This window comes from Leeuwenhoekiella sp. A2 (assembly GCF_047946655.1).
GTDB lineage: Bacteria > Bacteroidota > Bacteroidia > Flavobacteriales > Flavobacteriaceae > Leeuwenhoekiella.
The window spans coordinates 1,021,795-1,036,611 of record NZ_CP172311.1; the positions used below are offsets into that span (position 1 = coordinate 1,021,795).

The 14,817-nt window shown below is 36.7% G+C and carries 14 protein-coding genes; 3 read left to right on the top strand and 11 right to left on the bottom strand.

Annotated features, from left to right (window positions below):
• Positions 1-11: 11 nt before the first annotated feature.
• The 3 genes from ACH3PA_RS04590 to ACH3PA_RS04600 all read right to left on the bottom strand — a co-directional run bounded on the left by ACH3PA_RS04590 (position 12) and on the right by ACH3PA_RS04600 (position 2,756).
• Positions 12-1,430: a M56 family metallopeptidase gene (locus ACH3PA_RS04590; RefSeq protein ID WP_416439893.1), complete on the bottom strand. Its 1,419-nt coding sequence runs from the start codon at positions 1,428-1,430 to the stop codon at positions 12-14.
• A gap of 2 nt (positions 1,431-1,432) precedes the next feature.
• Positions 1,433-1,792 carry a BlaI/MecI/CopY family transcriptional regulator gene (locus ACH3PA_RS04595; protein ID WP_416448441.1) on the bottom strand — a complete coding sequence of 120 codons (360 nt, stop codon included), beginning with the start codon at positions 1,790-1,792 and terminating at the stop codon, positions 1,433-1,435.
• A gap of 166 nt (positions 1,793-1,958) precedes the next feature.
• Entirely contained in the window at positions 1,959-2,756 is a 798-nt protein-coding gene (locus ACH3PA_RS04600) for a DUF2797 domain-containing protein (RefSeq protein ID WP_416439889.1), read from the bottom strand.
• A gap of 100 nt (positions 2,757-2,856) precedes the next feature.
• Here ACH3PA_RS04600 and ACH3PA_RS04605 point away from each other — a divergent pair, with 100 nt between their 5' ends.
• Positions 2,857-4,371 carry a GH3 auxin-responsive promoter family protein gene (locus ACH3PA_RS04605; RefSeq protein ID WP_416439887.1) on the top strand — a complete coding sequence of 505 codons (1,515 nt, stop codon included), beginning with the start codon at positions 2,857-2,859 and terminating at the stop codon, positions 4,369-4,371.
• A gap of 313 nt (positions 4,372-4,684) precedes the next feature.
• Here ACH3PA_RS04605 and clpX read toward each other — a convergent pair whose 3' ends face one another.
• The 8 genes from clpX to ACH3PA_RS04645 form a co-directional block, all read right to left on the bottom strand.
• Entirely contained in the window at positions 4,685-5,917 is a 1,233-nt protein-coding gene (gene clpX, locus ACH3PA_RS04610; protein ID WP_416439885.1) for an ATP-dependent Clp protease ATP-binding subunit ClpX, read from the bottom strand.
• Between the two features lie 102 nt (positions 5,918-6,019).
• Positions 6,020-6,694: an ATP-dependent Clp endopeptidase proteolytic subunit ClpP gene (clpP, locus tag ACH3PA_RS04615; RefSeq protein WP_416439883.1), complete on the bottom strand. Its 675-nt coding sequence runs from the start codon at positions 6,692-6,694 to the stop codon at positions 6,020-6,022.
• 147 nt (positions 6,695-6,841) lie between these two features.
• On the bottom strand, positions 6,842-8,164 hold the full coding sequence (gene tig / locus ACH3PA_RS04620) for a trigger factor (protein WP_416439881.1): 1,323 nt from the start codon (positions 8,162-8,164) through the stop codon (positions 6,842-6,844).
• Positions 8,165-8,259: 95 nt separating this feature from the next.
• Positions 8,260-8,601, bottom strand: a complete 342-nt coding sequence (locus ACH3PA_RS04625; protein ID WP_416439879.1) for a phage holin family protein — start codon at positions 8,599-8,601, stop codon at positions 8,260-8,262.
• A 95-nt stretch (positions 8,602-8,696) separates the two neighbouring features.
• Positions 8,697-10,193 (bottom strand): G-D-S-L family lipolytic protein, encoded by a 1,497-nt coding sequence (locus ACH3PA_RS04630; RefSeq protein ID WP_416439877.1) that lies wholly within the window; start codon positions 10,191-10,193, stop codon positions 8,697-8,699.
• A 20-nt stretch (positions 10,194-10,213) separates the two neighbouring features.
• Positions 10,214-11,494 (bottom strand): OmpP1/FadL family transporter, encoded by a 1,281-nt coding sequence (locus ACH3PA_RS04635; protein WP_416439875.1) that lies wholly within the window; start codon positions 11,492-11,494, stop codon positions 10,214-10,216.
• A gap of 124 nt (positions 11,495-11,618) precedes the next feature.
• On the bottom strand, positions 11,619-12,386 hold the full coding sequence (locus ACH3PA_RS04640) for an alpha/beta fold hydrolase (RefSeq protein ID WP_416439873.1): 768 nt from the start codon (positions 12,384-12,386) through the stop codon (positions 11,619-11,621).
• Positions 12,386-13,099, bottom strand: coding sequence for a pyridoxine 5'-phosphate synthase (locus tag ACH3PA_RS04645; RefSeq protein WP_416439871.1), 714 nt, complete (start codon positions 13,097-13,099; stop codon positions 12,386-12,388). Before ACH3PA_RS04645 ends, ACH3PA_RS04640 begins: the two co-directional genes overlap by 1 nt.
• 87 nt (positions 13,100-13,186) lie before the next feature.
• On the opposite strand from ACH3PA_RS04645, the gene ACH3PA_RS04650 reads away from it, so the two are divergent.
• Positions 13,187-13,846 carry a CBS domain-containing protein gene (locus tag ACH3PA_RS04650; RefSeq protein WP_416439869.1) on the top strand — a complete coding sequence of 220 codons (660 nt, stop codon included), beginning with the start codon at positions 13,187-13,189 and terminating at the stop codon, positions 13,844-13,846.
• 17 nt (positions 13,847-13,863) lie between these two features.
• On the top strand, positions 13,864-14,751 hold the full coding sequence (locus ACH3PA_RS04655) for an NAD kinase (protein ID WP_416439867.1): 888 nt from the start codon (positions 13,864-13,866) through the stop codon (positions 14,749-14,751).
• Positions 14,752-14,817: the final 66 nt, after the last annotated feature.

Consider the following 14,817-nt stretch of genomic DNA (forward strand, 5'->3'; position numbering starts at 1 on the left):
ATTTTTAAGATTTATTCAGCTACCTGAAAAACAATAGGAAGAGAATACATCACGTTTACAGGTTTACCCCTTTGCTTCCCGGCATTCATTTTTGGAATGAGGTTTATAACACGCTTAGCTTCTTCCTCTAGCACTGGATGCGGACCACGCACACCAATATCCGCTATTTCCCCATTGGTATCAATTTTAAATCTTACGTATATACGATTAACACCTTTTAAACCTAATTTTTCACCTAAACTGGTATCAAAATTTTGATTGACCAGCGAACTAATATGCTCACTCATGCACTTTTTTCGGCCTTCATTATCTAAACCTTCACAACCGGGAAAAGTGGGAATCTCATCTACAACTGCGAAAGGAACATCTGTAAGTTCGTCCTGAGTAGTTGCCTTACCTGCCTCTTGAGTTATTTGAACATTTGTTTTTTGATCGATAGCTTTTGCCAGAACCTTCCTTAAATTTTCGCGTTCATCATCAGAAAGTGAATCTATATTATCAAGTGTTATCTCAAGTTGTGCCAGCTGTTCATTTAAACTAGCATTTTCTTCTTCAATAATTTTATCAGAATCTGACGTACAGGAGACGTAAGTGATCATTCCCACAAAAAGTGGAAGCAGGATAAAGTATTTTATACTGGCTTTTGCAGCTGATTTTTTTTGTAGCATAACTATTCGTTTTTTGATTAATGATTGATTGAAAAATGTATTGATGAATGAAATTCGTTCTGTACCAAAGGCGGTATTGAGCAGCTGATTGTAATACTGCTTTTTTTCGGTTTGTGCGGCGGCTTGCTTATCGGCTACAAATTCATGTAACTCGCTAATGTTTTTTTGATACAAATAGATCACAGGATTAAACCAAAACACAATGCGCAAAACCTCAAACACCAGCAGGTCATAACTATGTAAATGTTTAACATGTACTTGCTCGTGCGCCAGTATTTCCTTTCGCGAAAGCGTATCTATTTTATCACCTAAAAAAATGGTGTTGAGAAATGTGAAAGCCGCAGTACTGTTTGGGATTGTGATGATCTGCTTATCTCCTGACTTTCTAAACCTAAAATACCGGCTTAACGCTTCATATTTTCTACAAAAAAGCCACAGGCTTATTAAAAAACCTGCTCCATAAAGCCAAAAAACGGCTGTTTGCAGGCTAAAATCGGTTTGGTTTTCTATAACCGGATTCATTGCAATTTCCTGAGGCTGATCACCAATAAAAACCGCAGGTAATTCTCTTACAATATTGGACATACTTACTGTTTCTTTTAGCATTTCTACTTCTAAAAACGGGAGAAAAAGAGCTAAAATCGGGGTAAATAATAGGTAAATCCGGTTTGCGTTAAAGAAAGTTTCTTTCTGTAACCAGATCTTATAGACGATCAGGAAAATCGCCTGAAATAGAATTACCTGAAATAAATATGCCGCCATAATTATGTGTCTTTATTGATTTCTTTTAAGATCGCTTCCAGCTCTGTCACGCTCATGTCTTTTTTCTTTACGAAAAAAGATACCATACTTTTAAAACTGCCATTGAAGTAATCGTTTACCATTTTATTCATGCTTGCGCTGCTGTAGGTCTCTTTCTTAACCTTAGGAAAATAAATATGCCCTCTGCCCTCCTTTTTATAATCTACAAACTCCTTAGTCTCGAGTATGCGCACAATGGTAGAGACGGTGTTGTAAGCGGGTTTTGGCTCTGGCATCTTATCTAGGATTGAAGCAACATTTGCTTCGCCCAGATCCCAGAGGATCTGCATTACTTCTTCTTCGGTTTTTGTGAGTTGTTTCATCTGATTTTTGCCCTTGAAAGGCTAATTTTTATATTATTTTGATCGATTTCTAAAACAAATATAACTAAATATTTAGTTTAAACTAACATTTTAGTTTAAAAATTTATTAAATAAAAAAGCTGCCTCAGTTAAAGGCAGCTTTCTTAAGTCTATTGATTTTTTTATACTAAACGTTTACTGTAATACTGACCACAAAACCTTCATAGTTGCGCACGTTAAAAACCGTATCGTCTTCAAAAATGAGATATTGCCCTTTTATTCCTTTTAGCTTTCCTGTATAAAAGGGGGTTTTAGCAAGGTTTAAAGTTTTTAGCTTTTGAGGATATTGCAGCACAGGAAACTCAATATGCGTTTCCTGATTATTTGCCATGTAATATTCCTGCGCTTCTTCAGGGATATATTGATACAGATCATCTCTGTATTGCACAAGATCTTCATCTACGATCTCATTCTTCAGCATCTTACGCCAGTTAGTTTTATCTGCAATGTGATCTTTTAAGGCAACTTCAGTAATACCGGCGAGATAACGATTAGGTACTTCTACGATCTCAATTGCTTCATGCGCTCCTTGATCTATCCACCGTGTAGGTATTTGTGTCTTTCGGGTTACCCCTACTTTTATACTGCTCGAGTTAGCCAGGTAAACTACGTGCGGTTGCAGTTGTACCTTTTTCTCAAAATCAAGATCTCTTTCTTCTATATCTAGGTGTGCTTTGCTCAGTTCAGGACTTATGATCCAGTCTGCTGCTTGAGGTACTTTATAGAAATCATCATAGCAATAGCCCTGGCGATAGATCTTCTTATCTTTACCACATTCCAGACATTGATATCTAAGAAACTCTATACGTATCTCTTTGTCTATTAGCTGGTTTACATGAATAAAATCTGTGTCAAAAAGCAAGTAGTATTGAACTGGATTTTGCAATTCTGTTTGCATTTTTTTTAAGACACCCTGATATTGCATAAATTTTAAAGTTTGTTGAAAATTTCAAATTAAAAAAACTTAATTTAGACCGCTACTTTCTTGCAAAAGTGCAAAATAAAGGCCTAAAGATACTAACAAAATGCCGATTCCATTAGTCAACTCCATAGCGTCCTGGTTCCTCAAAAAGCGTATTCACCAGATGGAATTGTTCTTAAAATACCCTCATGATGTGCAAAATGAGCTATTGCTCAAGCTGGTACAGCGTGCGCGTTTTACAGAAATAGGTAAGTTATACAACTTTAGCGGCATACGTAATTATGAAGATTTTGCCCGCAATGTCCCTTTGTCTTGTTATGAAGGTAGTCAACCCAATATAGAACGCGGCAGACGAGGTGAATCTAACATTTTCTGGCCCAGCCAGATCAAATGGTTTGCACAAAGCAGCGGTACCACAAATGCACGCAGCAAATATATTCCGGTAAGTCCGGAATCTCTTGAAGAATGTCATTATGCAGCAAGCAAAGATCTACTCTGCATGTACCTCAACAATAACCCGGAAGCTCAGCTTTTTACAGGCAAGAGCCTTAGGCTAGGTGGCAGTAAAAAACTCTATGAAAGCAATGGTACTTCTTACGGTGATTTATCTGCCATTTTGATCGATAATATGCCTTTTTGGGCCGAATTTAGCAGTACTCCCGGCAACGAGGTTTCTCTTATGAGTGACTGGGAAACTAAGATGCAGGCAATAGTAGATGAAACGATAAACGAAAATGTAACCAGTCTTGCCGGTGTGCCCAGCTGGATGCTTGTTTTACTCAATAACGTTCTAGATTCTACTAAGGGAAAAACCATTTTTGATATCTGGCCTAACCTTGAAGTTTACTTTCACGGCGGTGTAAGTTTTGATCCTTACCGTGATCAATATAAAAAGTTATTGCCGTTGAATGACTTTAAATATTATGAGATTTATAATGCTTCTGAAGGGTTCTTTGCTATTCAGGATCAAAACGACTCCAGCGAATTACTTTTAATGCTCGATTATGGGATCTTCTATGAGTTCATTCCCATGGAAACGTATAATACACCTGACGAGAAAATTATTCCGCTTAGCGCAGTAGAAAAAGGTAAAAATTACGCACTAGTCATTACTACTAATGCTGGGCTTTGGCGTTATAAAGTGGGCGACACAGTACGCTTTACTTCAATTAATCCTTACCGAATACGAGTGACGGGCAGAACCAAGCATCACATCAATGCTTTTGGCGAAGAACTTATAATCGAAAATGCAGAACAGGCTTTAAAGAAAGCTGCCGCGATCACAAATTCTGAAATTGTAGATTATACTGCCGCTCCTATTTTTATGGATGGCAAGAGCAAAGGCGCTCATGAATGGATCATTGAGTTTAAAGTGAAACCTACAAATGCCCAGATATTTAATCAGGTTCTTGATGAATCATTGATGGAGATCAATAGTGATTATGAGGCCAAGCGTTTTAATAACATCACCTTAAATGCCCCTAAAATTCACATAGCCAGGGAGAAACTATTCTACGACTGGCTTAAAGCCAAAAATAAACTGGGCGGGCAGCATAAAGTACCTCGTCTTAGTAACACAAGAGAATATGTAGATGAACTATTAAGCCTCAACGCGTAGGACTTAATTTTGGCTTTTTGCTCTTCAACGAAAAAAGTCGTCGTTTAACTAAAAACTTTTTTCTCTAAGCTTTATCCCTATACTTTAGAGGTAACAAATCATAACTCAAAACACTCACATAGTCTTGATAGGACTAAAGCTTTGATACCAGCAGCAGTATTTAACTCAAAATATTGCTGCTAGATCAAAGTATTTTTTTTGCCATAAAATTTATCAACAAACAGAATATAATCTTACCCAACTATAAATCGAGAAAGCCGCACAACTTATAGTTGATGCGGCTTTTTTTTATTTCAATTTAAATAATCTCTTTTTAAGAAACTGCTTTTAATTTCTTAATCGTTGATTTTTCAAGTTTATGTTCTGCATATTCTCGTGTTACCTCAAGTTCACCTTCTTCAGAGCTTGGGAGATCAAACATAGCGTCTGTAAGTATAGCTTCACATAAAGAGCGTAATCCTCGTGCTCCTAATTTGTATTCTATAGCTTTCTCAACAATATAATCAAGAGCATCGTCTGTGATTTCAAATTCTATATTATCCATCTCAAACAATTTTTCATATTGTTTAATGATGGCATTTTTAGGCTGAGTAAGAATAGCTCTTAGGGTTCCTGTATCGAGCGGGTTCATGTGAGCAAGAACAGGCAAGCGACCAATAATTTCAGGTATTAACCCAAAATCTTTAAGATCACGCGGGATTATGTATTTAAGAAGATTATCCTTCTCGATCACATCTTCACTTTTACTTGCACTAAAACCTACAGCCTGCATATTAAGACGCTTGCTTATATTACGCTCAATACCATCAAAGGCTCCTCCTGCAATGAAAAGTATATTTTCAGTATCTACTTCAATAAATTTTTGATCAGGATGTTTTCTTCCACCTTTAGGCGGAACATTTACAACAGTTCCCTCAAGCAATTTAAGTAAAGCCTGCTGTACGCCTTCACCGCTTACATCACGAGTAATTGAGGGATTATCGCTTTTACGTGCGATCTTATCGATCTCATCTATAAAAACAATACCGCGTTGTGCTTTTTCAAGATTGTAATCTGCTGCCTGCAATAACCTGGTGAGAATGCTTTCTACATCTTCACCTACATAACCGGCTTCTGTAAGTACAGTAGCATCTACAATAGCAAGTGGCACATTAAGCATGCGTGCAATGGTTTTAGCCATGAGGGTTTTACCTGTACCGGTCTGGCCTACCATTATAATATTACTTTTTTGAATCTCTATATCATCTTCTGAAACAGGTTGCAACAATCTTTTGTAATGGTTGTACACCGCTACAGATAAAATCTTTTTTGTTGACTCCTGGCCAATAATATATTGATCAAGGAAATCTTTAATCTCTTTTGGTTTTTTAAGCATTAGTTCATTTGCAAAATCGCCATGGTCTATGTCTTTAGATTCTTCTAAAACAATACCATGCGCCTGCTCTATACATCTGTCGCAGATGTGAGCGTCAAGACCCGCTATCAAAAGGTTGGTCTCGGGTTTCTTTCTTCCGCAAAATGAACATTCTAATTCTTCCTTCGCCATAATTCACATATTTGATCTTTTTACAAGTTTTATCTAGCAAATAAAAAGACCGATGTATTAGTAAATCTGCCTTTGTTTAGGCAGTAACATTCTCTGTTAAGCTTATTCTCTGGTCAGGATTTCATCAATCATACCATATTCTAAAGCTTTATCTGCTTTCATCCAGTAATCCCTGTCACTATTCTCATAAACAGTTTCATAAGTTTGACCAGAATGTTTTGCTATTATTTTATATAACTCTTCTTTAAGCATTATTATTTCTTTTGCTGTGATCTCAATATCACTAGCCTGTCCCTGAGCTCCACCCATAGGCTGGTGAATCATCACTCTTGAATGCGTTAACCCACTGCGTTTTCCTTTAGCACCTGCACATAAAAGCACAGCAGCCATAGAAGCAGCCATACCAGTGCATATTGTTGCTACATCTGGCTTTATGAACTGCATGGTGTCGTATATACCTAAACCGGCATAAACGCTTCCGCCTGGTGAATTGATGTATATCTGTATATCTTTAGCAGCATCTGTACTTTCTAAAAATAAAAGCTGTGCCTGTACGATGTTTGCAACCTGATCATTGATGCCGGTACCTAAAAATATAATACGGTCCATCATTAATCTTGAGAATACATCCATAGCGACTGCATTCATTTGTCTTTCTTCAATAATATTAGGTGTAAGACTTACCGGATACATACTACTCATAATTTTATCGTAGTACATACTATTCACCCCGTGATGCTGGATGGCATATTTTTCAAATTCTTTTCCGTAATCCATAGTATTTTAAAATTCATTTTTCGCAATAGCGAAATATTTATTGTAGTAATAAAAAAGGTGTAATAACACCTTAATCTATAATAGTTAAAAAAGGCGTCTAACTTGATGGTTAAACGCCTTAAATATACTATTTATATTATAGAATCACTATTTATAGACTTCTTTGACAAACTCATCAAAAGTTACTTCTTTAGTCTCAAGATTTACATTTTCCTTAAAGAAATCAAGCAATTTTTTATTCATTAATTGCTCAGATAATCTTCTTACTTCATCCTGATTACCTAAAATACGAGCAGCGATATTGTCTAACTCCTGATCATCAGGATTAAGTTGACCATATTGTGCCATTTGTGCTTTGATCATCTCTTTAGCATACGCTTTCAACTCTTCAAAAGTTACCTGCAGGTTGTTTTCTGAAATAATCTTTCCTTCTATAAGTTGATATCTCAATCCTTTTTCAGAACGATCAAATTCTTCTACAGCCTCATCAAAACTTAATTCTTTCTCGCCAGATTTTTGAATCCATTTTTTAAGGAATTCTGACGGAAGCTCAAATTTTGTATTCTCAATAAGATTTTCTGTAACCGCGTTTAAAAGTTGCTGATCTGCCTGCTGCTCAAATTGAGACTCAGCGTCCTGCTTAATCTTTTCTTTCAATTCGGTAACGCTCTTAACCGCATCTTTACCGTAAAGTTTATCAAACAATTCCTGATCAAAATCTGCCAGTTCACGTTTGTTTACCTCTTCTACTGTAAAAGAAACCTCAACATCTTTCTCATTAGCATCTTCTTCAGATATTTTAAGATTAGCATAGTAATCTGCAGCTTCAGCAAAAAGACCTTTTGTTTTAACGGTGATAACATCTCCCACTTTTGCACCTACAAAAGCATTAAGGTTTTTCTTCCCCTTTAGCTTTTCAAGTTCTAGCGTTGTTTTATTATCAATCTCTTCATCTTCATTTTTAAATGATCCTGTAAGCTCATCTCCTTCTTCTGCAACTTCTTTGCTTACGATCTTACCATATTGCTTTTGTATGGTTTTAAGTTGATTATCTATCATCTTATCGTCTGCAACTACTTTATAACTTGTAATTGCTTCTTTAGGAGAAAGATCAACATCAAATTTAGGAGCAAGACCTAATTCAAATTCAAAAGAATAGTCACCAGCATCCCAATCAAGATTATCCTGATCTTTAGGTAAAGGATTACCTAAAACGTCAAGTTTCTCTTCGGTAAGATATTTTTGTAATGCGTCTTGCAACAATTTATTTACCTCATCAACAAGCACAGCTTTACCGTACTGTTTTTGCACAAGGCCCATAGGCACATGTCCTTTTCTAAAACCCGGTATGTTAGCAGATTTACGGTAGTCTTTTAAAACTTTTTCAACTTTACCGCTATAATCAGTCTTTGCAATATCTACTTTAAGTACTGCATTAAGCTCGTCAATATTCTCTCTTGTTATGTTCATTTTCTATGGACTTTTTCCTAATAAAAATAAGAGTGCAAAAGTACATATTTTTTATATCTCTGCAAAGTTTTAAGTATTTGGTTAACAGTCACCTTCTATTCCTCTTTTATCAGCGAAAAAAGAATAGACTGAAACAACGATAGCAGCAGGCTGAAAATTAAAGCATACCACACTCCATCTACCTGAAATCCCGACACAAAATAACCGGCAAGGAGAACAACAATGGCATTTATAATTAATAAAAAGAGACCAAAAGTTAAAATCGTAATGGGTAGGGTGAGAATAATCAATAATGGTTTAACGATTAATTTAAGCAATGCAAGCACAATAGCCACAACAACCGAAGTTAGAAATGAGTCTACATAAATACCCGGCAATATGTTTGCCAGTAAAAGAACAGCTAGTGCTGTTAATAACAGCTTGGTGATTGTCTTCATTTTAAAAAATTTTAAATCTTTCTCTAAATTACAATTATATATTTTAACGAAAAAAGCCTCCAAATGGAGGCTTTTTGATATAAAATGACCGATTTTTAATTCACATCATTGCTTATTGTAACGGTATTGTAGTTACCAATATTGACTACAGGAACCGTAGAATTATACTGATTATTTACAGCTTTAATAACAAGATTTGCAACATAAGCATATCCTCGTGGTGTTGGGTGAACACCATCAAGTGAAAATGCCCCGCCAGTAACAAATGCTGCAGTTAACATACCTGCGTCATAAGATATACCACTGGTCGCAACAGTCTCTAATGCTTTTTGAGCATCTACAAAAGCAAGACCATTAGCCTGAGCCAGCGCTTTTATTGTCGCATTGTAAGCGGTTTGCGCTGTTTTAACAAGAACCTGTTCTTCAGTAGTTAAAACAAGTGCGTCTCCTAAAGGAACACCAACTCCCATAACAGAAGCCGGATTAGAAGGATCTGCTAAAGTACCTATGATTGAAGAAGCCGGTAAAACAACAAGATCCTGTGCAGCTGCCTGTCTTAAATTAGGTAATGAACCGCCTGCAGGATTTGGCAAAACAGTAAGATCTTCATCTGTTATAACGACTGCATTTTGACCGGCCTGAAAAGTGATCGTTCTGGCAGCAGCTTCTTCTGCACTTATGTATCCTAAAAAGGCATAAGTAGCAATAGCATTATTATAATCTGTATACGATTGATTTACAAAGGCAGCCGTTTGCGCATCAAGAGGAATTGCATTGTAAGGCACAGTTGTAAAGTAAGGTATAGAAGTAATATCTGGAATATTGATCAAAACACCTCCTGATGCACCAGCGCTTAAAGCTGTTACCATCTTGTTATAAGCAGCAGCAAAAACATTAGGATCTGTAATATCATTACCTCCATAAGTAGTAGGGTCAAAATTTCCTTTTTGATCTACACCTACTCCACCAGAAGTAGCGTAAGAAAGAATATCATTATTACCAATCCACAGCGCAAAAAAGCTAGGGTCCTGAGCAACGGCATCACCTATAACTGTAGCATCTGCAGAAGAAGCAAATCTTGCAAAATAAGGATTTGAGGCACCTGTTGCCACACCGGCAACATTACCGTAACCAGGCGCAAGCAAATGGAAACTTTTAGCTCCCGGAACACCCATGTTATTATAAGAACCTTCCAATTTTCCCGAAACATCTGTTGTAGAAGTGCCGGCTAACCGTGCAGGAGCAGGACCGTTAGCGCCTACAGAAAGCACGTAGCGATTTGCCGTTATTGGCTGACCACCCAATACTAATCCACCCAAATTATCATTCACCAATGGCTGCCTAAAATCACCACCACCAGCAAAGCTAAACTGCTGAGCAAGAATGTTAGGATATGAATTTTCCTGACCAGTAACATATAGCGCACCATCAGCATAACCGGCCGTTAGTGAGTTACCAACTGCTACAAAATTTGAAAAATCTGCATCTCCGCTGGTATAAACACCTTGATCTTTAATTGAATTATTTAGTTCGGGCTCGCAGGATGTAATTGCTAAAGCGAGAAGCCCTAAATACTTTATATATATTTTCATCTTAAAAAGCTTTATTAGGATTATAGACTGTAGGTTATACCAATACCAGGAATAAACGCGCTTGATTTATAAGTTCCACCAAAAGGAACATTTTGCCCGTTTTCTGTATAATAGTCATAAGAAGCCTTAACCTCTTCAAATCGCAGATATAAGAAAGAAGCGTCTATCGCAAATTTGTCTGAAACGTTAAATGACAAACCACCAGTAAAACCATTAGCATCGTTACGCGGAGTTTCGGGAGCAAAATATCCTGGTTGCACAGGAGATTGATCAAAGTAATAACCCGCTCTTAAAGTGAAGTTCTCATTAGCGACGTACTCCATACCAAATTTATAAGTAGAAGAATTCTCATAGTTTCTAGGGTTAAATGCCTCCAGACCATTTGAGAAATTGATATCCAGATTTTCATATACATCCCAGAATGTACGGCTAAAATCGAAGTTAAACGTCCATTTTTCGCCTAAATCATATGATAAACCTACTGTTAATTCTGCCGGCAACGGTAATGAAGCTTCAAAACCTGTAGTCCCATTTGATGGAATAATCGTAGTAGGACTTACAACAATTGGTTGTCCTGAATCATTAGGGAAATTAGAAAAAGTTGCTTCACCTTCTTTTGAATCTAAAATGATCTCTGAGCGGTAATTGGCACCTATTCTAAAATTATCTGTAACGTTGAATAACGTACCTACAGACCAACCCCAGTTTGTAACTCCAGAATCATCTACAGTGATATTAGACCTATCTCCATCGATATCGCTAAGGGTACGATTTGCATTTCTGTTAAAGTTTACATTACCTGTTACAAAGATGGGACCCCCACCTATGCTTAACTTATCATTGATCTTGATAGAAGCCAATGGCTGAAAAAATATAGCTGACAGCTCAATATTATTCACTAAATGAGAACCAGCCCAGTCTGTAGGGTATTCTACACTACTTCCATAAGGCGTATAAACAGCTAGCCCAACACTTAACCAATCTGTTGCTGCATAAGAACCGTACACGTAAAAAGGTGTTCCCGTAGGGCTATCTGTATCTGCATACTGCCCATAATTGCTGTTCTGCCAGGCAACATCAGAAAAAACAGCACTAACACCTGCACTAATGTTTAATCGATTTTCCAGGTAAACGAGTCCGGCTGGATTGAAAAACGCCAACTCTGCACTATTTACGTAAGCCACACCTGTGTGACCCATCGCAAGGGCGCGTTGACCCTGTAATGCTACGCGATACCCACCAGCGTAACTCGTAGCTGCAATAACCAAAAAAGCAGCCGCCAATAATATGTTTTTTCTCATATTTTTAGGGGTTAGTTAAATTAATAGATTAATAATTTTTGCCTTAAATATTATGAATGCGGCAAATATCAATGCAATTTAATACAAATATATTATGCATACATAGTAAATGAGTGCGACAATGTTATAAAAATTTTACAACATTTTGATAAAAATCTTTGGGATTTTCTGCGTGCAGCCAATGACCTGCATCAGAAATTGTTTGAATAGTACTGTGAGGGAAATGTTTTTTTACCAATTCAAAATCGTCATCTTGTATGTAATTTGATTTTGATCCTCTAAGAAAGAGAACTTCGCCATTATATATCTCATCTAGCTCTAAAGCCTCTCCTATAGCTTCGGGATTTGAGCTTAAAACCTCAAGATTCATTCTAAGGGCAAGTGTTTTATCTTTTTTCCAATATAGATTCTTTAATAAAAATTGGCGCGTCCCCCAATCCTGAATATATTGAGCCATAAACTCATCTGCATCACCTCTTGATTTAAGGGCATCAGGATTATTACTAAGAGCCGCTAAACCTTCTAAAATTTGTTGATGATGTGGTGCGTAATATTTAGGAGCAATATCTGCTATTACTAACTTCTCTACTATTTCGGGAAATTTTACAGCAAATTTCATTGCAGTTTTACCTCCCATAGAATGACCTAAAAGTATGATCTTATCAAAACCATGATGGTCACAATACGCTTTAAGATCTGTTGCCAGAATATCGTAATTAAACTCATCACTATGAAAACTCCGCCCATGATTACGTTGATCTACAAGATGCAGAGCATAACCATCTTCTGCAAAATGAGTCGCAAGGGTTTTCCAGTTATCACCCATACCCAAAAAGCCGTGCAGAATCACAAAGGGCTTCCCCTCTCCTATAATATTTGAATGTAAAAGCATTAGCTAAGTTTGTCTAGATATTTATCAATAACCATTTCAAGACCCTGATATAAAGATTCTGCGATAAGCGCATGACCAATTGATACCTCGAGTAAACCGGGAATACTATCTTTAAAAAATTCAATATTATCGAGTGACAGGTCATGACCGGCATTTATACCAAGATCAAGATCCCCAGCTAAAAAAGCTGCTTCCACATAAGGTTTTACAGCATCCTTATCTCCCTTTCCGTAACCTTCAGCATAAGCTTCAGTATATAATTCAATACGATCTGTACCAGTTTCTTTAGCGCCCTCAATCATTGTAAGATCTGGATCTACAAAAATAGATGTGCGTATACCATTCTTTTGGAACTCAGCAACGACCTCTTTTAAGAAGGTTTTATTTTTAATGGTATCCCAGCCGGCATTACTAGTGATGGCATCGACACTATCTGGAACAAGTGTAACCTGAGCGGGTTTAACCTCAAGCACAAGATTTATGAACTTTTCTACAGGATTTCCTTCAATGTTAAGCTCTCTTTTAACAACCTCTTTGAGATCTCTGGCGTCCTGATATCTTATATGCCTTTCATCGGGTCTTGGGTGTATAGTAATTCCCTGAGCACCAAAGCGCTCAATATCTTTCACGGTTTTAATAAGATCTGGCACATTACCACCTCGCGAATTGCGGAGTGTAGCTATCTTATTAACGTTTACGCTCAGTTTTGTCATAGCAATAATTGTAACTTTACCTCGCAAAAATACGAAGTAGGACAAAGGTATGCCCTTAATTATTTTAATTAAATTGCATTACGACATATGAATATTCAGGACTACATAATAAACGATATAGAACCTCTAGCAGAAAGCGAAACATTAGGAATGGCTCAGGATCTTTTTTCCCAGACCACATACTCCCATGTTCCCGTTATGCAAGACGATATTTTTTTAGGCTGTCTAGCTGAGAATGATGTGCATTGCCACAAAGCAGAAGAAATCATAGGCAATCAAAAACACCTGTACGAAGGATTTTTTGTTAAAGAAGAGACTAACTGGTTAGATATTTTAGAAATTTTCGCTCAGAACAGCACCAACATTATGCCCGTATTAGATGATACTAACCACTATTTGGGGTATTATGAACTGTCTGATGTTATGAGCTATTTTAATAATACACCATTTTTAAGTGAACATGGGAGTATTATTGTAGTAGAACGAGGAGTTTTAGATTATAGCTTTAGCGAAATATGCCAGATCATAGAATCTAATGATGGTAAAGTGCTGGGTCTTTTTATATCTAAAATGGAAAATGATGTAGTTCAGATATCAATAAAATTAGGTACTAATGTTAGCTTTAATGATATTCTACAGGCTTTTAGAAGATATGGATATGTGATATTGTCAAATCATCAGGAGGATGCATTTATAAAGGATCTTAGAGATCGTTCTAATTATCTCGAGAAGTATTTAAATATATAATCCTGAAAGCTCACTCTATGAAAGTAGGCATCTACGGTCAATTTTACCATACTAATTCCGGAATCTATGTACAGCAGCTTCTTGATATCTTAGATCAAAAAGGTGTGACTGTAATTATTGAAGAAAACTTTCTCAAACTAATTCATGAGAATGAAGAGATCGAGAAAACATATAGTCACTTTAGCACCTTTGAAGAACTTGATAACAGCTATGATATTTTTTTCAGCATAGGAGGAGATGGAACGATATTACAGACTATTACTTATGTGCGCGATCTCAACATCCCTATTGTAGGGATAAATACCGGGAGGCTTGGTTTTTTAGCTTCAATTCAAAAAGAAAAAATAGCTTCTTCAATAAAAGATATTATAAACAAGAATTATACGATTTCTGAGCGTTCTCTTGTAGCTGTAGAGGTAGATGGCAGAGCTATAGAAGGCATTGAGAATCTCAATTTTGCCCTAAATGAAATAACTGTAAGCCGCAAGAATACAACCTCTATGATCTCTGTAGAAACGTATCTAAATGGCGAGAAGCTTACAAGTTATTGGGCAGATGGCTTAATTGTGTCAACACCTACTGGCTCCACGGGTTATTCATTAAGCTGTGGCGGCCCTGTAATTATGCCCAACACATCGAGTTTCATTTTGACTCCTATAGCACCACATAATCTTAATGCTAGACCACTTGTAGTGCCAGATGATACAATAATTACACTTAAGGTCTCTGGACGAGAAAAGAATCACCTCATATCATTAGATTCTCGCATTGCGACACTTCCCGTAGAAACTGAAATAACATTAAAAAAAGCGGCTTTTACAATAAAGCTTGTAGTTTTAGAAGAAGACACCTTTCTTACAACACTGCGCAAAAAACTTTTATGGGGAGAAGATAAACGCAACTAAGCAATAAAGCGAAGCATTTTAAGTTTATCAGGAAGACTATTTTACGCATTTTGTCGTAGCCTGAAC